Raw genomic sequence first — 25328 nt, 5'->3', positions numbered from 1 at the left:
CAAGAGCCTGCCTCACTCCGCCATCGGGACGCGGACGCCGGTGCGGTCGGCCACCGCGCGGGCCTCGGGGTAACCGGCGTCGACGTGCCGGATCACGCCCATCGCCGGGTCGTTCGTCAGCACCCGCTCGATCTTCTGTCCGGCCAGCGCGGTGCCGTCGGCCACGCAGACCTGACCGGCGTGGATGGACCTGCCGATGCCGACCCCGCCGCCGTGGTGGATGGAGACCCAGGACGCCCCGCTGGCGGTGTTGACGAGCGCGTTGAGCAGCGGCCAGTCGGCGATCGCATCCGAACCGTCGGCCATCGCCTCGGTCTCCCGGTACGGGCTGGCCACGCTGCCGCAGTCCAGGTGGTCACGGCCGATCACCACAGGCGCGCTCAGCTCACCGGAGCCGACCATCTCGTTGAACCGTACGCCGGCCTTGTCCCGCTCGCCGTAGCCGAGCCAGCAGATGCGCGCGGGTAGGCCCTGGAAGGCGACCCGCTCGCCGGCCATCCGGATCCACCGGCCGAGGGACTCGTTCTCCGGGAAGAGGTCCAGGATCGCCCGGTCGGTGGCGGCGATGTCGGCCGGGTCACCGGAGAGCGCCGCCCACCGGAACGGCCCCTTGCCCTCGCAGAACAACGGCCTGATGTACGCCGGCACGAAGCCGGGGAAGTCGAACGCGCGCTCGTACCCGCCGAGCTGGGCCTCGCCCCGGATCGAGTTGCCGTAGTCGAAGACCTCCGCGCCCGCGTCGAGGAAGCCCACCATCGCCTCGACGTGCTTCGCCATCGACGCCCGGGCCCGGTCGGTGAACTCGGCAGGTTTGGCGGCCGCGTACTCCCGGGCGTCGGCCAGCTCGACCCCCTCCGGCAGGTACGACAGCGGATCGTGCGCGCTCGTCTGGTCGGTGACGATGTCCACGGGTACGCCCCGGCGCAGCAGCTCCGGGAAGACGGTGGCGGCGTTGCCCACGACACCGACGCTCAACGCCCGGCGCTCCCGCTTGGCGGCGAGCACCCGCCGCACCGCGTCGTCCAGGTCGTCGGCGATCTCGTCCAGGTAACGGTCGTGCACCCGGCGGGCCAGCCGGCTGCGGTCCACGTCCACGATCAGGCAGACGCCGCCGTTCATGGTGACCGCGAGGGGCTGCGCCCCGCCCATGCCGCCGCAGCCGGCGGTGAGCGTCAGCGTGCCGGCGAGGGTGGCGTCGAACTTCCTGGCGGCCACGGCGGCGAACGTCTCGTAGGTGCCCTGGAGGATGCCCTGGGTGCCGATGTAGATCCACGAACCGGCGGTCATCTGCCCGTACATGGTCAGGCCGAGCTGCTCCAGCCGACGGAACTCCGGCCAGGTCGCCCAGTCGCCGACCAGGTTCGAGTTGGCCAGCAGCACCCGGGGCGCCCACTCGTGGGTCCGCATCACGCCGACCGGGCGACCCGACTGCACAAGCATCGTCTCGTCGTCACGCAGCTCGGTGAGGGTCCGCACCAGGGCGTGGTACGACGGCCAGTCCCTGGCGGCCCGGCCGGTGCCGCCGTACACGACGAGATCGTCGGGGCGTTCGGCGACCTCGGGGTCGAGGTTGTTCATCAACATCCGCAGGGCGGCCTCCTGCGGCCACCCTCGGGCGGTGCGCTCCGCGCCCCGGGCGGCCCGAACGGGTCCGGGAGCTGTCTGGTCGGCGTTCATGGCGGACTCCTCCTAACCGAGGAACAACTGTCGACGGGCCGCCGAGGCTTCGAATGCCTCCAGCCGCCGCTGGGTCTCGGCCGGGGCGGCGTCGCAGATCGCCTGGAGCAGCACCATGGCCAGGGTCATCGGAGCGGTGTGCAGGTCGAACACGAGTTGCGCGCCGACCGCGGCCGGCAACACCACGTCGGCGTGCTCGGTCGCCGGGCTCACCGGTGAGTCGGTGATCGCCACGACCGTCAGCCGCGCCGCGCGGGCCTCGCGCAGCGCCTCCAGGGTCTCCCGGGGATAGCGCGGCAGTACGAACGCCAGCAACGCCCGCGCTCCCGCCTCGGCGGCCTGTTCGATCCGGTCGGTGAGCAGGCTGCCGCCGTCGTCGAGCACCCGCACGTCAGGATGCACCTTGGCGGCGAAGTACGCGAAGTACGCGGCCAGCGGCGCGGCGGACCGCAGGCCGAGCACCGGCAGCGGCCGGCTGGCCGCCAGCAGGCGTCCGGTCTCGGCGATCCGCTCCCGGTCGGCCAACTGCCCGGCCAGCCGGTCCAGGTTGCCGATCTCGGCGCGTACCGCCTGCTGAAGCTCGTTACCGGCGGGGGCCGGGCCGGGCGCGGCGGTGGTCAGCTCGCGCAGCCGGCGACGCAGGGCCGGGTAGCCGTCGTGGCCCAGCGCCACCGCGAACCGGGTGACCGACGGCTGGCTGACCCCGGCCAGCTCGGCGACCTCGGCGGCGGAGAGGTAGCCGACGGCGGGGGCGTGCTGCACCAGGCAGTGCGCGATCCGCCGCTGCGTCGGGGTGAGCCGGACACCGTCGAACAGGCCGACGACCCGCTCCGTCGACGCCGTGGTAGCTCCCTCATTCACCCGGTGACTCTATGCATGAAAACTTTCACTTGGCAAGCTTGCCGCACCGCTCCACGATGGAACGTCCTGGCCTGCGGGTATGGCGACCGTCGCCGAGCCGTGGGCCCGGCCGGCCAGGCAGCGAGCGCCGGGTCGATAGGATCCCGCTCGGCGGTCGAGCAGAGGAGTGGGACATGCAACCGGACGGCCCCTACCGGTACACCCACATGCTGGGTGGGTCACCGGTCGGGAAGGCATGGGCCGCCGTCGACGGGCAGGGCCGATTCGTCACGGTGGCCGTCCTCGACGCCACGGTCGCCGCCGCTCCGGGCTGGCGGGAGGCCTTCGCCGGCACCGCCAACAGTCTCGCCCAGGCTCCCGGCGGCTCGCCCTTCACGTACGCGGACTTCTCGGCCGCCGCGCCCTGGGTCGCGTACGCGGCGGAGGCCGGGCCGGCGGCGGAGAAGTTGTTCCGCGCCCTCGGCGTCGACTACCAGCCGGTACCCCCAGTTGGTGCACCGGTCTCCGGGCCACCCCAACCTGTTTCGGGCGCCCCGCAGTCCGTGTCCGGTCCGCCTGTGCCGACCTCCGGCCCCCCGGTCTCCATCTCCGGCCCGCCGCAGCCGGTCTCCGGATCTCCCCAGCCGGTCTCCGGCCCGCCCCAGCCGGTGTCGGGCGGTCCCCAGCCGGTGTCCGGCGCTCCTGCTCCTGGCCAGGGCGGGCCGATCGCCGCGACGCCGCACACGCCGTGGCACGGGCCCGCGGGTCCAGCCCCGATCCAGCCGCCCGCCTCGGGTCCGGTCTCCGGTGCGCCGATGTCGCCCGGCCCCGGCGTGGCCAGCGACGATTTCGGTCTGGACCCATTCACCGCACCGGTGCGGCGGATCCAACCCTCGGCCCGACCCAAGCGACGCACCGGCCTCTGGGCCGCCGTCGCAGCGCTCGCACTCGTGGCGGCCGTCGGTACCGGTGCCGCCGTCTGGGCGCTCACCGGCGACGATGACCCGGAGCCACCGCAGACGGCACCGACCGGGGTCGAGGGCTCCGGCAGCAGCTTCCCCAATCCCGCTCAGGTCAACCCGGGCATCAAGCCGTGGGCGCAGGTCGCGCCGTACAGCCCGGAGGAGCGGGCGCTGGCGATCGCGGCGCCTTCGCTCGTCTTCGTGGAGGCGGTGTTCACCGGGTTCGTGCGGGAGGCCAAGTCGAACGTGCCCCTGAGCGCGACGCCCGTGACGTTCAAGCGGCGGTGCAGCGGGTTCGTGGCCAATCCGGACGGCCATGTGGTGACAAATGGTCAGTGTGTCCAGCCGAGCGCCGAGGTCGCCCGTGAACGCGCCCTGTACACGCTCGGGCGCATCCTCATCGAGCAGAACAAGCTCTCCGCCGCCGAACTTGACGGCTACGTTCGCAGCAAGATGGGGACGACCACCTTCACCGGCAATCAGCCGGACGTCGACCCGGCCATGCAGGTGTTCGCCCAGTTCAACATCGCACGGGGCGATCTGACCGCCAACCCGGCGGTGCCCGCGCAACTGGTCGACGTCCTTGCCGCGGACGGCGGCAATCTGGCGCTGCTCAAGCTCGCGCAGTCCGACCTGCCGACGGTGGAGCTTGACTCGTCTGCCAGGCCCGGTCCCGGCACGGCTCTGCTGCTGATCGGTTACCAGACGGGGGACAGCGACTTCCGGGCGGCGACCTACACAGTGGAGGCCAAGCAGGTCCAGGTGTCGAGCACCGGAAAGCAGGGCACCGTCGAGGTGGCAAGGGTCAACGACGACCTCGGGATCTACTCGCACGGCGGCATCGCCATCGACACCCAGGGGCGGGTCGTCGGCGTCATCGACAACGATCGAGCTGCCAACGGCGGCGCCAACCGGGCACTGGTACCGGTGTCCGCCGTTTCCGGGCTGCTCGACGAGACGGATGTCCGGAACGAGCTCGCCGATGCCGACCGGGCCTACCGGAGCGGCCTCGACGCCTTCTTCGCCGGCCGGAGTGACGATGCGGTCGCGCAGTTCAACGCGGTGGCCGAGGCGTCACCGGCGAATCTCGTCGCACAGGCGTACCGACAGAACGCCATCGACCGGAGCCGGCTCGAGCGGGACTCGTCCGAGTCATCGAACCTGTTGCCGATCCTGCTGGCCGGGCTCGGCGGTGCCCTGGTGGTCGGACTGGTCGGCGCGGCGGTACTGGTGCTGCGCCGTCGACCCACGTACTGAGCGGCAGTCGCGGCCAGGGATCGTCAGCGGGTGGAGTTGTCCCGCCCCCAGGCGTCACGCGGGTGTCGACGGGCGCGTACCGTGGCCAGCAGGGTGATCGTCACGTACACCACCGACGCGGGCGCGAGCCACGGTCGGGGAAGCACCACATCCCGCAGCCACGATGACGGCACCGAGGCTCGGATCCCGTCGTGGCTGGCGCGCAGCATGGTGTTGCCGGCACGGACGCGCGCGAGGGTGCGAACCAGGTCGCCCGTGCGCCGGGGTGCCTGAACGAAACTCGTCGCGGCGGTGACCTCTCGTTTCTCCGCCGAGCTGAACTGCGAGTCGAGGAAAAGATCGTCCGCGATCTGCTCCGGAAAGCGTTCGAAGCGTTGCCGGCCGGTGGCCGAGACCGCCATCGCACCCCTGCCGAACAGCGCGTCGGCGAAGATCGGGAGTCGGGTGTTGATCGCGTAGTAGGCCCGCACCGCGAGTGGCCGATGCTCGGTCACCATGGCCCGGCGGGGCGTCACCGCCAACGGCGGCCGGTCACCGGCGGAGAGCTCCGCCGCCATCGCGCGCAGTGCGCCGGGGGAGAGGACCACGTCCGCGTCGAGGTACACCCGGGGAAACCCGCGAGCCGCGGCGTCACCCACGTTGAGGGCGTGGGCTTTGCCGGGCTCGGCGACCTCGATCACCCGTACGCCCGGGCGTGCCGCCGCCACCTCGGCGGTGTCGTCTGTGCAGCCGTTGGCCACCACCACGATGTCCAGCTCGCCGGGCGTGGCATCGGCCAGCAGCGCGTCCAGACACCCGCCGATCACCGCGGCCTCGTTGTGCGCGGCGATCACCACGCTGATCATCGGTCGCTCATGGCTCGTCATCAGCCTCACCCGTCGATGCAGGGCGCCACCTGCCGCATCGGCCGGCGGATCACCCTTGGTGGAGGCGCGCCCCGGTCACCTGCCGGCACGCACGGCCGTCAAGCTTGCCGGAGCCGATCGTCAGGTCGCAAGCAGGCACCGGCGTGACAGATCCCCTTTGGGCGTTGCCGTACGACGGTTTGCCCGTGGGAATCCGTCTTGCCCGAAGTGCGTCCTGACTGTGCTGCCAATCACAGCCGTCCGGATGAATCTGCGGGACACCGTGGACGGTTGGCCCGCTGGTATCGTCCTCGTGTTTTCCGGGGCCGGGCGGGGGCCGACCACAGTGGGCGTCGATGTCGAGCTCCCAGTCCCCCGTCGTCACCGCGGCGGATACTGATGGGAGACGCACCCGCATGGGAAGCTTGACCGCTCCGGCCCGTAGGCCCTGGTTCCGGCAGCCGGGCCAGGACGGTTCGGCACCCGCGCATCTGCGGCTGGCACGTAACCTGACGACCGCCGCGCTGGTGCTCGTGGCGGTCAAGCCCCTGCTCGACATCGGCGAGGGCCGCGGAGACGGCCTCGACCTCGGTGCGCTGCTCACCGCCCTGGGAGCCGTGCTGATGGTGGCCGCTCTCGGTGTGTTCGCACTCGGCTCCCGGCGGCTGCCCTCCCGACCGCTGCTGCTCATGGCCGCAGGGATCGGGCTGCTGCTCGTCCTCTCGGCGGTGAGCTACCTGGCCGTGGACGCCCGAGCTGATCTGCTGGCGGCCTTCGACGTCCGGCGATACTCGATCTACGGGCCGCCCCAGGAGCCGACGGCTGCGATACCCGCCGAGGCGGTCCGACTGCTTGTCGGGTTCGCCCCGCTCGCTCTCATCGGCCTGATGCTGCTGCGCCGGGACTGGTTTCCGGTACGCCGTCTCGCGCTTGTCGCGGGAGTGGTGGTGATCGGTGCGGTAGTGCACTCCGTTCTGGCGTGGTTGCAGGTCGCCGAGGTGATTCCCTACTCCTTCCACTTCGAACTGGCCGGATGGCAGAAGATCGGTCGAGCCTCCGGTGGTTACTTCCACCCGATGTCACTCGGCCGGTTGTTGATGTTCTCGGTCTTCCTCGTTTACGTCCTGGGCGAGCGGATGGGCGTGCCCGCCGCCGTGCGGTACGGACTGATCGGGCTCTTCGTCGCCACGGGAGTCGTGTCGCTGCACCGCTTCACCATTCTCTGCCTCGTGCTGATCGTCGCGGCGTTCGAGCTGCAACGCGTGCGCGCGCTGGTCACGGCGCGCCGCCGCGGCGACGTGAACCGGCGGGGTGTGCTGCTGGTCGGCGGTGGACTCGCCGCTGTCGCCGCCCTGGCCAGCGTGCTCTGGGGAGACGCGATCTGGCGGCGGGCCGAGGTCGTCGTCACCGAGGTCGGTTCCCTCGACGTGCGTTCCGACACCTTCATGCACGGTCGGGGAGCGATCTGGAACGACGTGGTGGAGATTCTCGGCCGCGCCCCGGTCGACGTGTGGCTCTTCGGGTTCGGCTACGAGCCCTGGGACATGCACAACGACCTGCTGCGACTGATGGTGGTCTGGGGACTCGTCGGCGTGATCGTGACCGTGGCGATCCTCGTGACGGTGTACCGCGTCGTGCGTGCCCACTCGGACCGCTCGCACCGGGTGGCGCTGATGGTGCTGTTCGGGGCTCTGGTCATCTTCGGCCTGACCCAGAAACCGCTGGCGTACCCGTACTTCCTGTGGCTCTTCTTCTTCGGACAGATGGTGATACTCGCACTCGCCCCCGTTGAGCAGGACGACGCCGGGGAGGCCTCGCCCATGACCGAGCCGACGGCGGCGTGAGGCCGCCATCGCCCGCCCAGGTGCGCGGGCACAGTCAGAATCAGCAGCTCCGCGACGTTGTGCACGAACCGGCGGAGCGCGACGCCCCCGACAGCCGAGGCGCAGCTGTGGTGCAGCCGACCTTCACGGTCTGCATCGTGGTGCGCGACCGCGCCGTGCTACTCGTCAACGCGGTACGCAGCGTACTGGCAAACACCTTCGCGGACTTCGAGCTGGTGGTCGTCGACGATGGCTCGCGGATTCCGGTGACTACCGTGCTGGCGGAGGCGAAAGTCGCCGGGGACCATCGGGTGCGGGTGGTGACGCAGCCCCCCACCGGCATCGCCGAGGCACGTAACCTGGGTCTGCGCACCGCGACCGGCCGGTACCTCACCGTCCTCGACTCCGACGACGAGTTGACCCCTGACGCACTGGCCCAACTGCACCGGCTGCTCGCCGAGACCGGCGGGAGCTGGGTCTATGCCGACTACACCGAGGTCAGCCGTGGTTCCGGCCGGCTGATCCGGCTACCCGAGTACGCCTCGGCGCGGCGGATGCTGATCGGGGTCCTGACGCGGCCTCGGCTGCCGTTCAAACACTCCGGCACCACAATCGATCGTCGCCTGCTGGACCGGATCGGTGGGTACGACGAGAGCTTCCGGCTCTTCGAGGACATCGAGCTGATGCTGCGAGCCTTGAAGTCCGGGGTGCACCCCTGTCACCTGGCCCATCCCATCGTCCGGTTCCACAGGCACGACGGCAACGTGACAAGGGGCAGACTCGCCGGTCTGGTCTTCTGGTTCCGCCTGATCGAGATGTACCGGCCGGTGCGGTGGCCCGGGGTGGGGCTGGCCATAAAAGCGCTGCGGACATTGAGCGAGACGGGCAAGTGGCTTGTCACCCTCGGCCGTTGATCGACTGACCGGTGACCCACTACGGCCGGGTGCCGCTCCGAACCGGCTCGTCCGGATCCTCGGACACCTGGGCATGCTCGGCCTGAGTCAGGTCGGCGTCACCGTTGCCGCCTTCTCCGCGCAGATCTTGCTGGCTCGCACCCTTCCGCAGAGCGCTTTCGGCACGTTCAGCGCGGCCCTGGCCGTCATGGCGCTGGCCGCGCCGCTTGTGGTCTTCGGCGTCTCCGAGCTGTGGTTGCAACGGTTCGGTCTGGAGGGCCATGCGGCCAGACGGTGGGTACGACCGTCGCTGCGGCTCGTCGCGGGCCTCTGCGTCGGGGTGCTCGCCGCGGCGCTCGTGTGGAGCCTCGCCGGGAATTCCGACCCCGCCGCCACGTCGGTCCGCGCGCTGCTCACCAGCGTGATCGTCGCCCAGGTTGGGCTGACCCTTGTGGCTTCGGCGCAACAACTGCGCGGCGACTACCGTGGGCTGTCGGTGCTTCAGGTCGCACCGCACGTCGGACGAGTGCTTGTGGTGCTCGCCAGCTGGGCCGCCGGACTGTCCGTGGTGGCCGTCGCCGCTGGTTACGCCGTCGTCGCACTGCTTACCGTGGTCGCCTGCATCGCGGTGATGCGACCCTTCGTCGCCGGCACGATGCCGCTGGAGGGGCATAGGAACATCGCACCTGCCGCGATCACCGACGTGCCGGTGAGTCGGGTGCTCACGGCCGCCACCCCGTTCGTCCTGGGCAACGTGTTCTACCTGATGGGCATCTATCTCGGCACCATCATCGCGGCTGAGGTACTTGGTCCCGAGGCCGCGGCTCTGCTGGCCGTTCCGATGGCGGTGATCACCGCGGCGTACCTGGTCCCGCGCGTCGTCTACCAACAGTACTTTCTGGCCAAGCTGCACCGGTGGGCGCACGGCGACCGGGACGCTGTGCTGCTGGCGTACCGGTTCGGCACCTCGGGAATGGTCGTGCTCGGGATCCTGGTCGCGGGGCTGGTCGCGCTCGGCGGTCAACTGCTGCCGGTTCTGCTCGGCCCCGGGTACGGGGAGACCGCTGCGGTACTGGCCGTGCTGGCCCTCGCCGTACCCTTCCGGTTCGGCGGAGCCGCCGTAGCCGCGCTGCTGACCAGCGGCGGACTGCTCCGCCGTAAGGTGATCCACCAGGGAATCGGTGCCCTGGTGCTGCTGGCCGCCCTCGCGGTCGCCACTCCCATGTGGGGGGTGCGGGGTACAGCTTCCGCCACCGTGGTGGCCGAAAGCACGCTCTGTGTGCTGTTCTGGGTCACGGCCCGGCGCCACGTGGTGCGCGGCGGGGCCCTGCCGTCGTGGCACGATCTGCGCCGACGTCTGACGAGGGGAAGTCCGAGTGCGTCCTGAAGCCGATCCCGCCGCTCGCCGGCCGCTCGTCGTCGGCTACTACGGCATGGAGAACGTCGGCGACAACGCCTTCTGCCTGGTGACCGACTGGGCCAGTCGGACGTACTGGGGCAGTGAGCGACCCGTGTTCGCGGCCCCACCCATGGTCGACCTGCCGCCCGAGAGCACCGGGATGAACCCGCGCTGGTACCGGTCCCGCAGCATCCCGGACCGGATGGGCTGGGTGCTGAACAAAGCGACGCTGCTGCGTGACTCCTCGATGGTCGTCTTTGGCGGTGGTTCGGTCTTCCGGGACATGGGGCCGCTCAGCGAGAAGCGGCTGTTCTCCCTCTTCTCCCGCCTCTCCGGGCATCCGATGGCGGCGGTAGGCGTCTCCGTCGGGCCGTTCCTCTCAGCCTCTGCCGAACGCCGTCTACTTGAGGTGCTCCGCCGGATCAACTTCATCGGGGTGCGTGACCGGGCCTCCGCCGAGCTTCTCCGGCGTGCGGGACATCCCGGAACGCTCGTCGCCGCCGGAGACCTCGCCGGGCTACTGCCCGAGGCGCTCGGGGAGAGCATCGGGCAGCAGGCCGGGCGGGCGCAGGGTACCCGGGCGCGGCTCGGTGTGACACTGCTCGGGGTCGACTACGAAGCCGCTGCCCCTCAGGCGCAGCGCCGCGAGGACGCGCTTATCGACGGGGTGACCGAACTGGTCCGCCGGGAACCTGTGGACGTCACCGTGTTCGTCTTCAACACCCACCCCGTTCACGGCGACGAACGGGTCAGCGATCGACTCCGCCGTGCCCTGGACGGGCGATGTGATGTCCGTGTGGTGACCGCACGCGACGGTGTGCGCGCGTGCTGGGACGAGATGAAGCGCTGCGACCTCGGCCTGCACATGCGGATGCACGGCGCTGTCTTCGCCTACCTGGCTGATGTTCCATTCGCCCTCGTGCCCTACCAGCAGAAGTGCGACGACTTCCTGGACGAGATCGGCCAGCCGAACTCTCGGCGGCTCACCCGGGTGCCGGAAGACCCGATCGAGGTGACGAAGGTGCTGGCCAGCCTGCTCACCGACGAGACGGCCCCGCGACTGGCTCGGGAGGAGTTCGCCGAGCGAGCCCGATGGAACTTCACCCGAGCGCCGTGGGCGCTCCCGGGATCGACCCCCTCGTGATCGACCAACTCTCCGCCCGGCGCGACGTGTCCCGGCCACCACCTGCTGATCCGGCCCGGTCACCGACCGGCAGATCCCGGGCCCTCCGCCTGCCGATCGTGCTGGTGTCGCTGGTGCTGGTGCTCGCCGCGCTCTTTGCGACGGGTCTGGCCCTGGTCGTCAAGGCGCGCGGCGACGGGCCGGCCGGAGTGGTCGGATCACCGCCGGTCGCCTCGGAACCCGCGGCACCGGGCCGTAAGACGCTCCGGGAACTCGCGCCACCGGGAGTGCGCATCGGTTCGGCCGCCGACGGTCGCGGCCTCAGCCTGGATCCGGCCTACAGCTCCCTGCTCGGCACCGAGTTCAACGCCGTGACCACCGAGAACGCGATGAAGTGGCGCAACCTGGAGCCACTGCCCGGCGTGTACGCCTGGCCGGGCGCTGACCAACTTGTCGAGTTCGCCGAGCGGCACGGTCAGCAGGTGTACGGACACACCCTGGTGTGGCACAGCGACATGCCGAAGTGGGTGTCTCCGGACTGGCCGGCAGAGCGGATCCGGACGGAACTGCGCGACCACGTCACCGAGGTCGTCTCGCGGTACCGGGGACGCGTGTGGGCCTGGGACGTCGTCAACGAGGTGCTGGACGAGGACGGCTCGCTGCGGGAGACACTGTGGCTGCGGAAGCTGGGCCCCGGCTACATCGCCGACGCCTTCCGCTGGGCGCACGCGGCCGATCCCGGAGCCCGGCTGTTCATAAACGATTACGGCATCGAGGGACGTACCAGGAAGGCCGACGCGCTGCTGGCTCTGGTGCGGGACCTGCGCCGTGACGGGGTCCCGGTGGACGGGGTGGGCTTCCAGAGTCATCTCGCCTGGGACGAACCGCCTCGCGAGCTGACCGGCAATCTGCGCCGCTTCGCGGACGTGGGAGTGTCAGTGGCGATCACCGAGCTCGACGTCCGGGTCGAGCTTCCGGTGACACCGGAGAAACTCAAGCGCCAGGCGGCGGTCTACCGGCAGGTGCTCAGATCCTGCCTCGCGGTCCCCGCGTGCGTGTCCTTCACGGTGTGGGGCTTCACCGACTCGCGTAGCTGGATTCCCGGCTACCACCGCGGGTACGGGGCGGCCTGCCTCTTCGACGCGGACCTCACACCGAAACCCGCCTACCAGGCGCTTGTCGATGAACTCAGCCGGCATGCCGGCACCGCCAGAGCCGGCCCCACGCCGAACTGAACCCCTCAAGTCAGGGCGGGCCGTCCCCGCCGCCCTCGCTGCCTCGGATACGAGGCTGGTGAAAGGAAGAACGTGTCCGCGCACACGCAGATCATGGCGACCGTCGCGCCCTCGCCGAGGTTCGACCCCGACCTGGGCGTGATCATGCCGCCGTCCAACGGCATGCCGCGATCGGTGTTCGGCCGACCGGTCGCGCCGCGAGCGAAGTGGCGCCGTCGCTACGCGGCCTGCCTGATCGTGCTCGACTTCGTCGCCGCGGTGGCGGCCAGCCGCACGGTCGTGGCCCTGTTCCAGGACGCTGACGCCGGGTTCTGGGACGATCGGGTGCTCGGCGGCGCGGTGAGCGCCTTCGCGCTGGTGGCCAATCTCGGCGTACCGCTGCTGTGGCTGGCGATCCTGGCCGGTGCCGGCGCGTACGACCGGCGGGCCCTCGGCCGCGGCACCGAGGAACTCAACCGGGTGGTACGGGCCAACATCGCCATGGCCGCGGCGGTCTCCTTCCTCGCGCTCGGCTTCAAGAAGGACGTCTCCCGGGCCACGGTCGCCGCCATCATCGTGGGCCTGCTCGTCTACACCGTGTTCGTCCGGATCGTGGCCCGGATCGCGCTGCGGCGGATCCGCCGGGTGAACCAGCGCGCCTCCCAGAAGGTGCTCCTGGTCGGGCGGCTGGCCGACGCGCTGGCCGTGCACGAGGTGGTCACCCGCAACGCGGGTGCGGGGCTACGTCCGGTCGCCATTCACCTGCCGCACTATCCGCGCACGGGAGAACGGGTGAACGCTCCCGTTCCGGTGTACGTGGGCTGGGACCTGGTGCCGTTGGTGCAGCAGTTGCGTGCGGACACCATCGCCGTCTGCGGGCCGGCCAGCTTGGAGTCGTACGAGTTGCGCAAGCTGGCCTGGCAGTTGGAGGGAACCGGCATCGACCTGGTGGTGGTGCCTCAGGTGACCGACGTCACCGGGCCGCGCATCCACGTGCGGCCGATCGAGGGACTGCCGCTGCTCAACGTCGAGGAACCGACCATCTCCGGCCTGTCCCTGCTGGCCAAGAGCATCCTCGACCGGGGGGCCGCGCTGGCCGGGCTGCTCGTGCTGAGCCCGCTGCTTGTCGGCATCGCGCTGGCCATCAAGCTGACCGACCGGGGTCCGGTGCTGTTCCGGCAGACCCGCATCGGTCACCAGGGCAAGGCATTCAAGGTGTGGAAGTTCCGCACCATGTACACCGACGCCGAGCAGCGCCTGGAGGCCCTGCGCGACCGCAACGAGAGCGACGGTCTGCTGTTCAAGATCAAAGATGATCCCCGGGTCACCCCGATCGGTCGGCACCTGCGCGGGCTGTCCCTTGACGAGTTGCCCCAGCTGGTAAACGTGCTGATGGGGCAGATGTCCCTGGTCGGTCCGCGGCCGTTGCCCACCGAGGACGACGACTACCGGGGCGACGTGCGACGGCGACTGCTGGTCCGCCCGGGCATCACCGGGCTCTGGCAGATCTCCGGGCGTTCGGACCTGAGCTGGAACGACGCCGTACGCCTCGACCTGCACTACGTTGACAACTGGTCCCTCGTCTACGACCTCGGCATCCTGTGGCGGACGGTCAGGGTGGTCCTCGCCCGGCGCGGCGCCTACTGAACTGCGCCCGTACCGAGCAGGCGTTCGGTACAGCGCCGCCTGCCATGGAGGCGGCGCCGGTCTACTTCCGATCGGCGCGGGCGATGATGTCCTTGGTCGCGTCGTCGCGGACCGCCTCGTAGAGGGCGCGGGACCGCTCCGGGTCGGCGAAGACCACGCTCTCCGAGCCGACCCGGCCGGTGCCCTTCGTCGGGGTGGTCAGGAAGAACAGGTTGCCGCTGCGCAAGTTGCGGTTCTCGGTGGCCATGTCCAGCAGAGACAGTTCCCGGTCAACGGACAGGCTGTCTGAGGTGGCCTGCAGGAACGAGTTGAGCTTCACCGGATTGGTGAGGAGGCCACCCGAGGTCGCCTTCTCCATGATGGCTCTGATCACCTGCTGCTGATGCCGGATACGGGCGAAGTCTCCGTCCGGGAACTGCTTGCGCTGGCGTGCGTAGTCCAGGGCCGCTTCGCCGTCCATCCGCTGCGTCCCCTGACGGAAGGTGCGAAATGGCGGGTGGATGGAGGTGAACTCCTTCTCCGAGTCGATCTCGATGCCGCCGAGGGCGTCGATGATTTCCTTGAACCCGGCGAAGTCGACCATCACCACGTGGTCGACGCGCACCTTCGTGAACTGCTCCACGGTCTGCACCATCAACGGCACGCCGCCCCAGGCGTAGGCGGCGTTGATCTTCGCGTCACGACCGCCGCGGCCCTCCTTCGAGCGGGGCACCGCGACCCAGGTGTCCCGGGGGATCGAGATGAGCTGGGCGCTGGAGCGATCCTTCGGGAGGTGGGCCAGGATGATCGTGTCGGCCCGCGAGCCGGCGGTGTTCTCCGGATCGCGGGAATCGCTGCCCAACACCAGGATGTTCATCGCGCCGGTCGCCACTACCTGCGGTCTGCTCTCCTCGGGAACACTGTCGAACGCGTCGACCCGCTCGATATCCGACTCGACCGACTTGAGGTAGAAGCCGCTCGCCACCACGGCACCCACACCGATCAGGGAGAGCACCAGCAGCACAATCAGCGTGATCCGCAGCCACCGGCGGCGCGGCTTCCGAGCCGGTGCGTCCGTCGTCTCCGAACCGTCGGTGTCCCCCGTCGGCAGGGTCTCGTCCGGGGAGATCGTCCCCGCCTGCTCACCACTCGACATGGCGGTGATGCTACTGACTTCGCGTTTCGGTGGGGGCCCCGGATCCGGGCGCATCAAAGCGCGCATTGTTACTTCGCTGTTTCCATGCGTCTGGTAGAACGCAGCGGTGGATGCCGTCAAGCTGCGTCGGGCGATCGCCCGCACCCGCCTCGCCCCCGTCGCCGCCTTTCCGAAGCGCCTGGTCGCCGTCGCCCGGCACGACGCCAAGGTGCTGCGTACCTCAGCCCGCTGGCTGGTCGCCTCGCGGGAGCATCACAACTACACGTACGAGCTGACCAAGCTCAGCCGCAACCATCTCGCCTGGTTCGTCAGTGTCGTCTGCGAGCTGCCGGTCAAGCAGGTCCGCGGGTACCTCGCCGAGATCGAGTCGGACGACGCGCTGCGGGAACACATCAGCTCGGCCATCGCAGGGGCGGCCCGCCGTGGGCTGGCCGACAAGCAGGTCCGCTACGCCCGCCGCATCGGCTGGTACGCGATCGTCCGGGCCCGGCGGCCGAAGCACATCGTGGAGACCGGTGTCGACAAGGGGCTGGGCAGTTGCGTGCTGGCCGCCGCGCTGCTGCGCAATGCCGGCGAGGGGCACCCCGGCCGGGTGAGTTCCATCGACATCAACCCCGAGGCCGGCTACCTCGCCCGTACCGCGCCCTGGTCGGAGGTGATCGACCTGGTCATCGGTGACTCGGTCGAGTCGATAAACGCGCTGGACCGGCCGGTGGACCTGTTCCTGCACGACAGCGACCACAGCCGGGCCTACGAGCGACGTGAGTTCGCCGCCGTCGAGCCGAAACTGGCAGCGGGCGCGATCCTGCTCACCGACAACGTCACCCACACCAACGTGCTGGCCGAGCACGCCGAGCGCACCGGGCGGCGGTTCCTCGCCTACCGGGAGACCCCGGCGAACCACTGGTACCCGGGGGATGGCATCGGCGTGGCATGGTGACCGGGTGCGGCTGAGCGGGATCACCACCTATCCGGTGAAGGGCTGTCACGGCCTGGTGCATGACGAGGCCGGGGTACGACAGTGGGGCCTGGAGGAGGACCGACGCTGGATGCTCGTCGACGCCGAGGGGATCGGCGTCACCCAGCGGGAGGTCACGTCACTGGTCCGGGTGCACGCCCGGCCGCGCCCCGGCGGGCTGCTGCTGCGCGCCGACGGCCACCCCGACCTGCTGGTGCCCGAGCCGACCGACGTGCCGGCGGTGCCGGTGCGGACGTTCCGTCGACGGGTGCTGAGGGTCGACGCGTTGCCGGCCGGCCCGGCCGCAGACGACTGGTTCGGCGCGGTGCTCGACCGGCCGGTCCGGCTGGTCCGGCTCGCCCGTCCGGCCCGGCACATCCGGCGGGAGGACAAGGAGTACGACCCCGGTGACCAGGTCAGCTTCGCCGACGCGTACCCGGTGCTGCTGACCAGCACGGCGTCGCTTGCCGCCCTCGGCGACTGGCTCGTCGCGGGCGCCGCGCAGCCGGTGCCGATGACCCGCTTCCGGCCCAACCTGGTGGTCGACGGTGCCCCGGCCTGGGCGGAGGACGACTGGGTCGGGCGCGGGCTACGCATCGGGGGCGTCCGGTTCCGCGCCGCCGGCCCGTCGGCCCGCTGCCTGGTGGTCACCACCGACCAGGAGACCGGGGTACGCGGTCGGGAGCCGCTGCGCACCCTCGCCCGGCACCGCAACATCGATCGCAAGCTCCTGTTCGGACTCAACCTGGTGCCGCTGGAGGCCGGTCGGGTGAAGCTCGGCGACCCGGTGGAACTGGCCGACTGACCGGGTGGACACGGCTCGGCGACGACCGATGGACACCTGTTGCCGCCTGTCGGTCGACGGATAGATGATTACCGAAGGGGACCTCGACCAGGGAGTCTGAGATGTCGGTGATCCATCATCCCCGGGTGGCGTGGGACGCGGCCCGGACGCTTGTCGGTGCGGTACCGGACGACGAGCGCTTCACCAGAGTCGTCGGTGAGTTGGAACGCGTGCTGGGCGGGGAGTTCGCCCGGTCGCTGCGCGAGACACGGGACCGGCTGCGCTCGGCTCCCGAGGACGGCCGCGACCTGGTCGAGGCCGGCGTGTGGCGGGTCCGGATCGAGGACGCGCTGCGCAGCCACCCGGACGCCGTGGAGCCGCTGCGCCGGCTGGCCACCGCCGGGCAGTCAAGATGGGTCGCGTCTTAGCTTTCGCTTAGCTCGCTTGTCCCGACGGTCGGCGCTCGGGCAGCATGTCTGCACGTGACCGACGGAACCGACGGCCCCGCCGACCAGACCCCGGCTCAGCGTTTCCCGCTGCGTCGTTGGCTGGCTGGCGGGGCCGTCGCCACACTCGCCACCGTCGTCGGGCTCAGCCTCGCCCTGCGGTCCGGTGCCGCGCCCGCCTGCGCCGCACCGCCCCCTCCCGACGTCGCGCCGGTGGCTGCCGGCGCGTTGCTCGCCCCACCCGCCGCCGGCACCCTCCACAAGGGAAAGGCGACCTTCTACGACTCGAAGGGCGCTGGCGGAAACTGCTCCTATCCGGCCGCCCCGGCCGACCGGCGTTACGTCGCGCTCGGCCCCACCGAGTACGCCGACGGCGCCGCCTGTGGCGGCTACCTCGACGTGACCGGGCCGAAGGGCACGGTGCGGGTCATGGTGATGGACCAGTGCCCCGAGTGCGCTCCCGGCCACATCGATCTGTCCAAGGAGGCGTTCGCCCGCATCGCCGACCCGGTGCAGGGCATCGTCAACGTCAGTTACCGCCTGGCCGTCGATCCGTCGCTGTCCGGCCCGCTCACCTTCCGAATCAAGGAGGGTGCGTCGCAGTGGTGGTTCGCGGTGCTGGTCGCCAACCACGGCAACCCGCTGCGCTCGGTCGAGGTGCGTCAGGGCAGCTCAGGCCAGTGGCGGTCGGCCGCTCGGGAGAGCTACAACTACTGGCTGATCGACTCCGGTGCCGGGCCCGGCCCGTACCAGATCCGGGTCACCGACACCCGGGGTCACCGGGTCACCGCCACCGGCATCAAGATGGCACCCGGCCAGGTGCAGCGCAGCTCCGTGCGGATGTACGGGGCCGGCTCCAGCGGGTCGGTCACCTCCACCGGCACCCCGTCGGCGCGTCCGAAGCCGTCCGCGAGCGCGTCGACCCGTGCCTCGGCCCGACCGACGCCGTCGGCAACGGTGACGGCCGACGCGACCGCGTCGGTCGAGCCGACCGCCGCCGACGCGTTCGCGCAGGCGCCGCTCCCCGAGCCGTCGCCCCGCTGCGGCTGACCGTGCCTCGACCGGCCGTTGGCTGACCGGGCTTTGACCAGCCGGCGGCTGGACCGCGCCCGCTGCGGCTGGTCGAGCCCTGACCGGTTGCCGGAGCGACCGCCAGGGTCGGTCAGCCGCCGGTCGGGTGACCGGGCCGGTGCTCGGTCAGGCCGAGCCACATGAGGATCTCGTCGCGGTCGTCGCTTGGGGCGACGCGCAGCGCCCCGGGCCAGCGGCCCACCTCCCGGTACCCGAGCCGCCGGTAGAACCGGTCAAGCCCGAGCCCGTCGCGCACCGTCACGTGCAGCGCCGCCAGCCCGAGGTCACGGGCGATCCGTTCGGCCTCGCGCATCAACGCCTCGCCGAAGCCGTGCCCCTGCCTGTCGGGATGAACCATCACCCGGGTGAGCACCCGCAGGTGCGTCTTCAGGTGGAACCGGGGATCGGTGAAGATCGCCATGGCGGCGAGCCGATCTCCGTCGTAGCCGAGCAGCAACCGGTCCGGTCCGTCCGCGATGCCGGCCAGCGTCGGGTCGGCGATGGTGCGGACCTCGTCGGCGGTGACAGGTGCCACGAAACCGACCGCACCGCCGGCGTTTGTCACGTCGACCCAGAGCGCGACGATCCGTTCGCGCAGCTCATCGGTCATTTCCGGGTCGAGGATGAAGCGCAGACTCACATCGCTCATCCTGACCGGGTTCGACAGTGAATGCCGATGATCGTGATGCTCCCGACAGGGAGTCGTGGTGCGGGAGGGGGGATTCGAACCCCCACGTCCTTTCGGACAATAGGACCTAAACCTACCGCGGCTGCCGTTACGCCACTCCCGCCTGCCTGGAGAGTCTATGGCGTTGCCTCGCGGCGGTGTTCGTGTGGTGCGCGCAGTCAGTCCAGGCCGAGGTCGCGGCGCAGCTTGGCGACGTGACCGGTGGCCTTGACGTTGTAGAGCGCCCGCTCGATCCGGCCCTCCTCGTCGATGACGAAGGTGGAGCGGATCACGCCGGTGACGGTGCGGCCGTACATCTGCTTCTCGCCGTACGCGCCGTAGGCGGTGAGCACCGCCTTGTCGGTGTCGGCGACGAGCGGGAAGGTGATCGCGTCGCGCTCGCGGAACTTCGCCAGCTTCTCCGGCTTGTCCGGTGAGATGCCCACCACCTCGTATCCGGCGGCCTGCAACGAGGCCAACGAGTCGCGGAAGTCGCAGGCCTGCTTGGTGCATCCCGGGGTCATCGCGGCCGGGTAGGCGTACAGGACGACCTTGCGGCCGCGCAGGTCGGCCAGGGTGAGCTGCCCGTCGGTGTCGGTGGGCAGGCTGAACCCGGGCGCCGGGTCACCGGGGGAGAGGCGAGCGGGTGCGGTCATGGCACGACCCTACCGTCGCGCTGCGCCGGCTCGGTCGCACGGCACGGGAGCGAGGCGTACGGCACTGTTGCCAGCTATTGGCAACAGCCTCGTATGGGAAATACGCTCACCCTGCCGGTGGGCACGGGCCCGCCGACACGTGGGAGGTCACGTGGAAACCCTGGCGATGCACATATCCAACGGCATCATCAACGGTCCGGTCGCCGCGGTCTTCGCGGTGATCGCGCTGGCGGCGATGGCGTACTGCGTCATGCGTGGCCGGCAGGACCTGGACGACCGGCTGGCGCCGATGGCCGGCCTGGTCGCGGCGTTCATCTTCGCCGTGCAGATGCTCAACTTTCCGATCTTCACCGCCGGGGTCAGTGGTCACCTGCTCGGCGGTGCGCTCGCCGCCATGCTCGTTGGGCCCTGGGTCGGCGCGCTCTGCGTCGCGGTGGTCCTCGTGGTGCAGGCCCTCGTCTTCGGTGACGGCGGCGTGGCCATGCTCGGGCTCAACATCACGAACATGGCCGTCATCGGCATCGCGGTGGCGTACCTGCTGATCGCGCTGCTGCTGCGGGTGCTGCCGCGCACCCCGGCCGGGTTGGCGGTCACCGCCTTCGTCTCCGCGCTGGTGAGCGTGGTCGTCGCGGCAATGGGCTTCGTGTTGCAGTACCAGCTCGGCGGCACCACCGATCTCGGCGGCAACCTGGCCGGCCTGGCCGGCACCATGGCCGTGTCCCACCTGTTCATCGGCATCGGTGAAGGGCTGATCACGGCCACCACGGTGGTCACCGTGGCGAAGGTCCGCCCCGACCTGGTGTACGCGCTGCGCGCCCTGAAGCCGGCCGCGCCGGTGACCGTGCCGACCGTCGGAGGTGTCCGGTGAGGAAGTGGAGCTTCATCGTCGGCGGGCTCCTCGTCGCCCTGCTGCTGGCCGGCGTGGTCAGCAACTTCGCCTCGTCGCACCCGGACGGGCTGGACTCGTCGCTGCGGGAGGGCTGCACCTTCGACGCCGACGACGAGATCACCGGCGGCAGTTGCCCGGCGCAGCAGGAGCGGGAGCACGAGATCGGTGGACCGCTCGCCGACTACGGCATCGCGGGCCTGAACAACGACTTCCTCTCCACCGGGCTCTCCGGCGTGCTGGGCGTACTGCTGACCTTCGCCGTGGCCGGTGGCGCCTTCTGGCTGGTCCGCCGGCGGGACCGGGCGCCGCAGGACGCGACCGGGGCGGAGCGCACCGACCCGGCCACCACGAGCGGCGGCTGACCCGAGGTGGGAGCCGGTCACGCCCACGTGCTCTACCGGGAGGCCGACTCGCCGGTGCACCGGCTGCCACCCGAGGTCAAGATCGCGGCGATGGTGGCGTTCACCATCGCCGTGGTCGCCACCCCCCGCGAGGCGCTCTGGGCCTTCGGCGCGTACGCCCTGCTGGTCGCGGTCGTCGCGGCGCTGGCCCGGGTGAACGCGCGCTGGCTGCTGCTGCGGTCGACCATCGAGCTGCCGTTCGTGCTCTTCGCAGTGGCTCTGCCGTTCCTCGGCGCGGGCGAACGGGTGGAGGTGGCCGGGCTGCACCTGTCGGTCGACGGTCTCTACGGGGCGTGGAACATCATCGCCAAGGGCACTCTCGGCGTGTGGGCGTCGCTGCTGCTGGCGGCGACCACGAACACCCGTGACCTGATCGTGGGGTTGGACCGGCTGCGCTGCCCGCAGATCCTCACCCAGATCGCCACCTTCATGCTGCGCTACCTCGACGTGCTTGTCGGCGAGGCCCGGCGGATGCGCGTAGCCCGGATCTCGCGCGGCGACGACCCGCGTTTCGTGTGGCAGCTACGCGGCTTCGCCGCCGGCATCGGAGCGCTGTTCCTGCGCGCCTTCGAACGTGGCGAACGGGTCTACCTGGCGATGCTGTCGCGCGGCTACACCGGTCGGATGCCGACGGTGTGGCAGGGCACCGCGGTGGCGACGACCGGGCAGTGGCTGATCGCGGCCACCGTACCGGTCCTGGCCGGCACCGTCGCCGCCACCGCCGCCGTCCTGACATGATCGAAGCGTGCAGTCCACCCCACCCAGTCTGGACGTCCGTGGCGTCCGGTACGCCTATCCCGACGGCCATGTCGCGCTGGACGGCGTCGACCTGACGGTGGGGCGCGGCGAGCGGGTCGCGCTGCTCGGCCCCAACGGTGCCGGCAAGACCACACTTGTGCTGCACCTCAACGGCATCCTGACGGCCACCGAGGGGCAGATCTCGGTCGGTGGCCTGAGCGTCGACCGGGACCGGGCGACGCTTGCGGAGATCCGCCGCCGGGTGGGCATCGTCTTCCAGGATCCGGACGACCAGCTCTTCCTGCCCACCGTCGCCGAGGATGTCGCCTTCGGGCCGGCCAACCTCGGGCTGCGCGGGCCGGAACTGGCCGCCCGGGTGGACGAGGCGCTGGCCGCGGTGGGCATGTCCGAGCACCGTGACCGGACCCCGCACCATCTCTCCTTCGGCCAGCGTCGCCGGGTGGCGGTGGCCACAGTGCTCGCGATGCGTCCGGAGATCCTGGTGCTCGACGAGCCGTCGTCGAACCTCGACCCGGCGGCCCGGCGGGAACTGGCCGGCATCCTGCGTGCCCTGCCGGTGACCCTGCTGATGGTCACCCACGACCTGCCGTACGCGTTCGAACTCTGCGACCGCTCGGTCATCCTCGACGGCGGACGGATCGTGGCCGACGGGCCGACCCCCGAGTTGCTCGACGATGCGGAACTGCTCGCGCGGCACCGCCTCGAACTGCCCTACCCGTTCCGTCCCACCCCGGGCCGCGCGAGGATCAGGGAGTAGCGGCGGCCGGTGCGCGGCGGGCGGCGGCGTGCAGGCGCAGCAACGCGGCGGCCAACCCACCGGCACCGGCCACCAGCACCAGGACCACCAGGACCCGGGCGACAGTCGGCGGCCACGGCACCGGCAGCACGGCCCGGGCGAACCCGGCGGCGTTCGTCAGCCCGGCGAACAGGGCCAGGCAGACGCCGGCCAGCGCCACCACGAAGTCGACGTCGGAGCGGAAGGCCGACGCCTGCCGGCCGGTCCCGGTCGACGCCTGCCGCCCGGCGGACGTCCGTGCACCGATCCCGGCGGGTCCACCTCCGGCACGCACCGTGCGCGCTCCGGCGGCGATCGCACCCAGGCCGGTCAGCAGCGCCCAGACCGGACCGGTCAGCAGGCCCGTCAGCACGCCGCCGAGACCCTGTGACCCGGCGTCCAGGGTCCGCCCGAGGGCGAGCGCGACAGCCGCGACCCCGCCGACGATCAGCAGCCCGCCGAGGGCGACAAGCGCCCGCCGGCCGGGGCCGGAGGCCGCCGGCAGCACCCCGAGGGCACCGACCGCCAGCGCGCCGACGGTGGCCACCACCCACCAGGTGTACGCGTCCGGCGGCGGTACCCAGTCCAGGGTGCCGCGGATCTCCGACGGCCCGTTCGCGTCGCGCAGTGGGACCACCCAGTCGCGTACCCGGTGCTCACGGTCGGGCGCGGCGCGGACCTGGGCGGGCGGTTGCGCCTCGCGCCACAGGGCCCGCTGGTCGTGCCACCGGGCCGTCGTCCCGCCGTCGAGGCGACGCCAGCGCGGCTCGGCGGCCGGGTCGGCCTCGACCGGCAGGGCGGTGTCCCCGACGATCGTGCGGTTGAGGTACGTCGCGGGCGAGCGGGAGTTCTCGTACACGCCGTCCGGTCCGACCCGCAGGTACGGCTCACCCGAGTAGCCGATCACCTCGACCGGAGTGTCGCCGGTGTTCGTCAGCTCCAGCCGGGCACCCGCCTCGATCACCCGTACCCGCAGCTCCGCCCGGCCGGCGGTGACCTCGGTGACGGACACCCGGTAGTCGGTGCCGTTCGGCGCGTCCGCGCCGTGGGCGAGCGCGGGGGCGGCGGTCGCGAGGATCGCGGTGACCGTGGCGGCGAGCAGCAGCCCGGCCCGGGCGAGCACTGTCACCGGCCGGCCGCCTCCACCGCTGCGGTGATGTTCTCCGGCGTCCACTCCCGCACCGGCTCCCCGTCGACCAGGATGCTCGGCGTGCCGGTGATGCCGGCGCGGTTCGCCTCGTCGGTGACGTGTTCCGTCCACGGCTCGTACTTCCCGTCGCGGACACAGCTGCCGAACGCGTCGCGATCCAGCCCGACCTCGGCCCCGATGTCGATCAGCTCGTCGTCGCTCAGTCCGGCACCGCCCTCCGGCGGCTGCCGCTCGAACAGCGCCTTGCTGAACTCGGTGAACCTGCCGCCCTCGGCGGCACAGCCGGACGCGGCCGAGGACCGGGTCGAGTACTCGGTGCTGGAGTAGCGGTTGAGGTAGGCCACCGGGTGGTACACCACCCGCACCTTGCCGTCGGCGGTCAGCTGCTCGATGGTGGCGCCGCTGGTCTGCTCGAACTGCTTGCAGGCCGGGCAGAGGTAGTCCTCGTAGATGTCGATGGTCACCGGCCCGGATCCGACAACGATGCCGGTGCCCGTGTCGTTGGCGCCCGGGGGCGCGGTGAACTCGTCGGACTGCTGGCTCGACCAGACGCTCCAGCCGATCAGGCCGGCGACGGCCAGCACCAGCACCGCGCCCAGCGAGATCCACAGGGATCGCTTGCGGCGCCGCTCCTGGGCCAGTTGTTCCCGGACCACTCGGGCCGCGTCCTTGCGCCCCTTGCGACTACTCATCGTCGTCCTCCACCGGTTCGCCCGTCAGCGCGCCGTCAGCGGAGACGGCGGTGCGGGGCCAGATCAGCAGGAACCCGGCCAGCGCCAGGAAGCCGATGTCCCGGAGGATCTCCGGGAGATAGCTGGGGCTCTCCCCGGCCGGCAGCTCGCCGCCCACCCCGAAACAGCCGCAGTCGATGGCCAACCCACGCGACCAGGCCGAGACGATGCCGGCGATGAAGACCAGCAGCAGCGCCGCGGAGACTCCGGCGGCCAGCCTGGTGGCCAGCCCGAGCAGCAGTAGCAGGCCCAACGCCAGCTCGACGAAGGGCAGTGCCGCGCCTACCACGGTCGCCACGTCGTACGGCAGCACCTGGTAGGCGTTCACCGCGCGACCGGAGGCGGCCAGGTCGCCGACCTTCGACCAACCGGCCCACAGCCAGACGGCGGCCAGGCCGAGCCGGACGGCCAGCCCGAGCCAGGGACGCCAGGTGCGCATCGTGCTGCTCATCCGGCCAACGCCTCGCCGACCGCGTCGACAAGTTCGGCCCGCGCCCGCGCCACCCGGGAGCGGATGGTGCCCACCGGCACCCCCTCCACCGTGGCGGCCTCGGCGTAGGAGAGGCCGAGCAACTGGGTCAGCACGAATGCCCCGCGCCGCTCGGCGGTCAACCGGCGGACCAGGTCGGTCGCGCCGAGCTGGCCGGCCGGGTCGGGGTGCGGCACGTCGGTGTGCGCGTGCGCGCTGAGCCGTTGATCGAGTCGCCGCCGCCGGACCACGGTGCGCAGGTGGTCGGCGCAGGCCCGCCGGGCGATGCCGAGCAGCCAGGTGCGGGCACTGGACCGGCCGGCGAAGGCGGGCAGCGCACGGAACGCCCGCAGGTAGGTCTCCTGGGTGAGATCGTCGGCGCTGTCCGGATCGACGAGCGCCGCGGCGAACCGCCACACCTCGGCCTGGGTGGCGCGCACGAAAGCGGCCTGGGCGACCGGGTCGCCGCCCCGGGCGGCCAGCGCCCACTCGGTGGTCGGGTCGACGGCCGGCTCAGACTCCCCGTCCTGCGGCATCCGGGCAGGTCGCCGAGGTTCGTCGGCGGCGCGGTCGGCGCCGACGATGCCGGTGTCGGCGGTGGCGGAGGCGTCGCGCGGGGCGGGGATCACGACAATTTAGGTTACGCGGCCCGACGGTGGGCAGCAGAGTCCTTCGGCCCTTCCATGGGGTGCGCCACTCCGGGAACTTTTCCGGCCCGGTGACCGACTATCCGCCTATGACGTCCGGTCCGGTTCCC

Annotated in this window: 25 protein-coding genes and 1 tRNA gene; 15 read left to right on the top strand and 11 right to left on the bottom strand. The window is 71.2% G+C overall.

What is annotated here, in order from left to right; translation table 11 throughout:
- Positions 1-12 precede the first annotated feature (12 nt).
- Together hutU and CLT74_RS16405 are read right to left on the bottom strand one after the other, a co-directional pair.
- The gene (hutU, locus tag CLT74_RS16410; RefSeq protein ID WP_099847322.1) at positions 13-1677 is read right to left on the bottom strand and encodes a urocanate hydratase; all 1665 of its coding nucleotides are present in this window, start codon (positions 1675-1677) and stop codon (positions 13-15) included.
- A 12-nt stretch (positions 1678-1689) separates the two neighbouring features.
- The gene (locus CLT74_RS16405; protein WP_099847321.1) at positions 1690-2538 is read right to left on the bottom strand and encodes a MurR/RpiR family transcriptional regulator; all 849 of its coding nucleotides are present in this window, start codon (positions 2536-2538) and stop codon (positions 1690-1692) included.
- Between the two features lie 173 nt (positions 2539-2711).
- Here CLT74_RS16405 and CLT74_RS16395 point away from each other — a divergent pair, with 173 nt between their 5' ends.
- A complete protein-coding gene (locus CLT74_RS16395) occupies positions 2712-4736 on the top strand; it encodes a trypsin-like peptidase domain-containing protein (protein ID WP_158240272.1) in 2025 nt (674 codons plus the stop codon).
- A 23-nt stretch (positions 4737-4759) separates the two neighbouring features.
- Here the strand turns inward: CLT74_RS16395 and CLT74_RS16390 are convergent, their stop codons facing one another.
- Positions 4760-5602 carry a glycosyltransferase family 2 protein gene (locus tag CLT74_RS16390; protein ID WP_486582348.1) on the bottom strand — a complete coding sequence of 281 codons (843 nt, stop codon included), beginning with the start codon at positions 5600-5602 and terminating at the stop codon, positions 4760-4762.
- 395 nt (positions 5603-5997) lie between these two features.
- On the opposite strand from CLT74_RS16390, the gene CLT74_RS16385 reads away from it, so the two are divergent.
- From CLT74_RS16385 to CLT74_RS16360, 6 genes are all read left to right on the top strand, one after another.
- A complete protein-coding gene (locus tag CLT74_RS16385) occupies positions 5998-7425 on the top strand; it encodes a hypothetical protein (protein ID WP_099847317.1) in 1428 nt (475 codons plus the stop codon).
- Between the two features lie 107 nt (positions 7426-7532).
- The gene (locus CLT74_RS16380; RefSeq protein ID WP_158240271.1) at positions 7533-8318 is read left to right on the top strand and encodes a glycosyltransferase; all 786 of its coding nucleotides are present in this window, start codon (positions 7533-7535) and stop codon (positions 8316-8318) included.
- Between the two features lie 73 nt (positions 8319-8391).
- The gene (locus CLT74_RS16375; RefSeq protein WP_099847315.1) at positions 8392-9684 is read left to right on the top strand and encodes an oligosaccharide flippase family protein; all 1293 of its coding nucleotides are present in this window, start codon (positions 8392-8394) and stop codon (positions 9682-9684) included.
- Positions 9674-10840: a polysaccharide pyruvyl transferase family protein gene (locus CLT74_RS16370; RefSeq protein WP_099847314.1), complete on the top strand. Its 1167-nt coding sequence runs from the start codon at positions 9674-9676 to the stop codon at positions 10838-10840. The genes CLT74_RS16375 and CLT74_RS16370 overlap by 11 nt, the downstream gene beginning before the upstream one ends.
- On the top strand, positions 10789-12054 hold the full coding sequence (locus CLT74_RS16365; RefSeq protein ID WP_099847313.1) for a glycoside hydrolase family 10 protein: 1266 nt from the start codon (positions 10789-10791) through the stop codon (positions 12052-12054). The genes CLT74_RS16370 and CLT74_RS16365 overlap by 52 nt, the downstream gene beginning before the upstream one ends.
- A gap of 144 nt (positions 12055-12198) precedes the next feature.
- Entirely contained in the window at positions 12199-13680 is a 1482-nt protein-coding gene (locus CLT74_RS16360; RefSeq protein ID WP_099852150.1) for a sugar transferase, read from the top strand.
- 61 nt (positions 13681-13741) lie between these two features.
- Here the strand turns inward: CLT74_RS16360 and CLT74_RS16355 are convergent, their stop codons facing one another.
- Entirely contained in the window at positions 13742-14815 is a 1074-nt protein-coding gene (locus tag CLT74_RS16355) for an LCP family protein (RefSeq protein ID WP_099847312.1), read from the bottom strand.
- Between the two features lie 106 nt (positions 14816-14921).
- Here CLT74_RS16355 and CLT74_RS16350 point away from each other — a divergent pair, with 106 nt between their 5' ends.
- The 4 genes from CLT74_RS16350 (at position 14922) to CLT74_RS16335 (ending at position 18053) form a co-directional block, all read left to right on the top strand.
- A complete protein-coding gene (locus CLT74_RS16350) occupies positions 14922-15755 on the top strand; it encodes a class I SAM-dependent methyltransferase (RefSeq protein WP_099847311.1) in 834 nt (277 codons plus the stop codon).
- 4 nt (positions 15756-15759) lie between these two features.
- Complete coding sequence (locus tag CLT74_RS16345; RefSeq protein ID WP_099847310.1) at positions 15760-16578, top strand: MOSC domain-containing protein; 819 nt, start codon at positions 15760-15762, stop codon at positions 16576-16578.
- Positions 16579-16679: 101 nt separating this feature from the next.
- Positions 16680-16985, top strand: coding sequence for a hypothetical protein (locus CLT74_RS16340; protein WP_099847309.1), 306 nt, complete (start codon positions 16680-16682; stop codon positions 16983-16985).
- 54 nt (positions 16986-17039) lie between these two features.
- Positions 17040-18053, top strand: coding sequence for an expansin EXLX1 family cellulose-binding protein (locus tag CLT74_RS16335; protein ID WP_486582347.1), 1014 nt, complete (start codon positions 17040-17042; stop codon positions 18051-18053).
- A gap of 112 nt (positions 18054-18165) precedes the next feature.
- Here CLT74_RS16335 and CLT74_RS16330 read toward each other — a convergent pair whose 3' ends face one another.
- From CLT74_RS16330 to bcp, 3 genes are all read right to left on the bottom strand, one after another.
- Positions 18166-18714, bottom strand: a complete 549-nt coding sequence (locus CLT74_RS16330; RefSeq protein ID WP_199172199.1) for a GNAT family N-acetyltransferase — start codon at positions 18712-18714, stop codon at positions 18166-18168.
- A gap of 65 nt (positions 18715-18779) precedes the next feature.
- Positions 18780-18865: transfer RNA gene (locus CLT74_RS16325), tRNA-Leu, on the bottom strand.
- A gap of 55 nt (positions 18866-18920) precedes the next feature.
- Positions 18921-19397: a thioredoxin-dependent thiol peroxidase gene (gene bcp / locus CLT74_RS16320; protein ID WP_099847306.1), complete on the bottom strand. Its 477-nt coding sequence runs from the start codon at positions 19395-19397 to the stop codon at positions 18921-18923.
- A 151-nt stretch (positions 19398-19548) separates the two neighbouring features.
- Between bcp and CLT74_RS16315 the strand changes: the two genes are divergently transcribed.
- From CLT74_RS16315 to CLT74_RS16300, 4 genes are read left to right on the top strand one after another with little or no spacing between them, the layout of a single operon-like run.
- A complete protein-coding gene (locus CLT74_RS16315) occupies positions 19549-20265 on the top strand; it encodes an energy-coupling factor ABC transporter permease (protein ID WP_099847305.1) in 717 nt (238 codons plus the stop codon).
- Complete coding sequence (locus CLT74_RS16310; RefSeq protein WP_099847304.1) at positions 20262-20648, top strand: PDGLE domain-containing protein; 387 nt, start codon at positions 20262-20264, stop codon at positions 20646-20648. The genes CLT74_RS16315 and CLT74_RS16310 overlap by 4 nt, the downstream gene beginning before the upstream one ends.
- Positions 20649-20654: 6 nt before the next feature.
- On the top strand, positions 20655-21425 hold the full coding sequence (gene cbiQ, locus CLT74_RS16305; RefSeq protein WP_099847303.1) for a cobalt ECF transporter T component CbiQ: 771 nt from the start codon (positions 20655-20657) through the stop codon (positions 21423-21425).
- Positions 21426-21432: 7 nt separating this feature from the next.
- Complete coding sequence (locus tag CLT74_RS16300; RefSeq protein ID WP_099847302.1) at positions 21433-22203, top strand: ABC transporter ATP-binding protein; 771 nt, start codon at positions 21433-21435, stop codon at positions 22201-22203.
- Here the strand turns inward: CLT74_RS16300 and CLT74_RS16295 are convergent.
- From CLT74_RS16295 to CLT74_RS16280, 4 genes are read right to left on the bottom strand one after another with little or no spacing between them, the layout of a single operon-like run.
- Complete coding sequence (locus CLT74_RS16295) at positions 22193-23350, bottom strand: hypothetical protein (RefSeq protein WP_486582344.1); 1158 nt, start codon at positions 23348-23350, stop codon at positions 22193-22195. The genes CLT74_RS16300 and CLT74_RS16295 overlap by 11 nt on opposite strands.
- Positions 23347-24063 carry a thioredoxin domain-containing protein gene (locus CLT74_RS16290; protein WP_099847300.1) on the bottom strand — a complete coding sequence of 239 codons (717 nt, stop codon included), beginning with the start codon at positions 24061-24063 and terminating at the stop codon, positions 23347-23349. Before CLT74_RS16290 ends, CLT74_RS16295 begins: the two co-directional genes overlap by 4 nt.
- Complete coding sequence (locus CLT74_RS16285) at positions 24056-24553, bottom strand: MauE/DoxX family redox-associated membrane protein (RefSeq protein WP_099847299.1); 498 nt, start codon at positions 24551-24553, stop codon at positions 24056-24058. Before CLT74_RS16285 ends, CLT74_RS16290 begins: the two co-directional genes overlap by 8 nt.
- Complete coding sequence (locus tag CLT74_RS16280; RefSeq protein ID WP_486582342.1) at positions 24550-25200, bottom strand: sigma-70 family RNA polymerase sigma factor; 651 nt, start codon at positions 25198-25200, stop codon at positions 24550-24552. The genes CLT74_RS16285 and CLT74_RS16280 overlap by 4 nt, the downstream gene beginning before the upstream one ends.
- Between the last annotated feature and the right edge of the window lie 128 nt (positions 25201-25328).

The organism is Verrucosispora sp. CNZ293, from assembly GCF_002754655.1.
This window is presented reverse-complemented; position numbering and strand designations above follow the sequence as displayed.

Excerpts from the sequence above, each read along its gene's own strand:
- hutU (WP_099847322.1), bottom strand. The coding sequence starts at position 1,677 with ATGAACGCCGACCAGACAGCTCCCGGACCCGTTCGGGCCGCCCGGGGC.
- CLT74_RS16395 (WP_158240272.1), top strand. The coding sequence starts at position 2,712 with ATGCAACCGGACGGCCCCTACCGGTACACCCACATGCTGGGTGGGTCA.
- CLT74_RS16390 (WP_486582348.1), bottom strand. The coding sequence starts at position 5,602 with ATGACGAGCCATGAGCGACCGATGATCAGCGTGGTGATCGCCGCGCAC.
- CLT74_RS16385 (WP_099847317.1), top strand. The coding sequence starts at position 5,998 with ATGGGAAGCTTGACCGCTCCGGCCCGTAGGCCCTGGTTCCGGCAGCCG.
- CLT74_RS16375 (WP_099847315.1), top strand. The coding sequence starts at position 8,392 with ATGCTCGGCCTGAGTCAGGTCGGCGTCACCGTTGCCGCCTTCTCCGCG.
- CLT74_RS16365 (WP_099847313.1), top strand. The coding sequence starts at position 10,789 with ATGGAACTTCACCCGAGCGCCGTGGGCGCTCCCGGGATCGACCCCCTC.
- CLT74_RS16360 (WP_099852150.1), top strand. The coding sequence starts at position 12,199 with ATGCCGCCGTCCAACGGCATGCCGCGATCGGTGTTCGGCCGACCGGTC.
- CLT74_RS16355 (WP_099847312.1), bottom strand. The coding sequence starts at position 14,815 with ATGTCGAGTGGTGAGCAGGCGGGGACGATCTCCCCGGACGAGACCCTG.
- CLT74_RS16340 (WP_099847309.1), top strand. The coding sequence starts at position 16,680 with ATGTCGGTGATCCATCATCCCCGGGTGGCGTGGGACGCGGCCCGGACG.
- bcp (WP_099847306.1), bottom strand. The coding sequence starts at position 19,397 with ATGACCGCACCCGCTCGCCTCTCCCCCGGTGACCCGGCGCCCGGGTTC.
- CLT74_RS16290 (WP_099847300.1), bottom strand. The coding sequence starts at position 24,063 with ATGAGTAGTCGCAAGGGGCGCAAGGACGCGGCCCGAGTGGTCCGGGAA.
- CLT74_RS16285 (WP_099847299.1), bottom strand. The coding sequence starts at position 24,553 with ATGAGCAGCACGATGCGCACCTGGCGTCCCTGGCTCGGGCTGGCCGTC.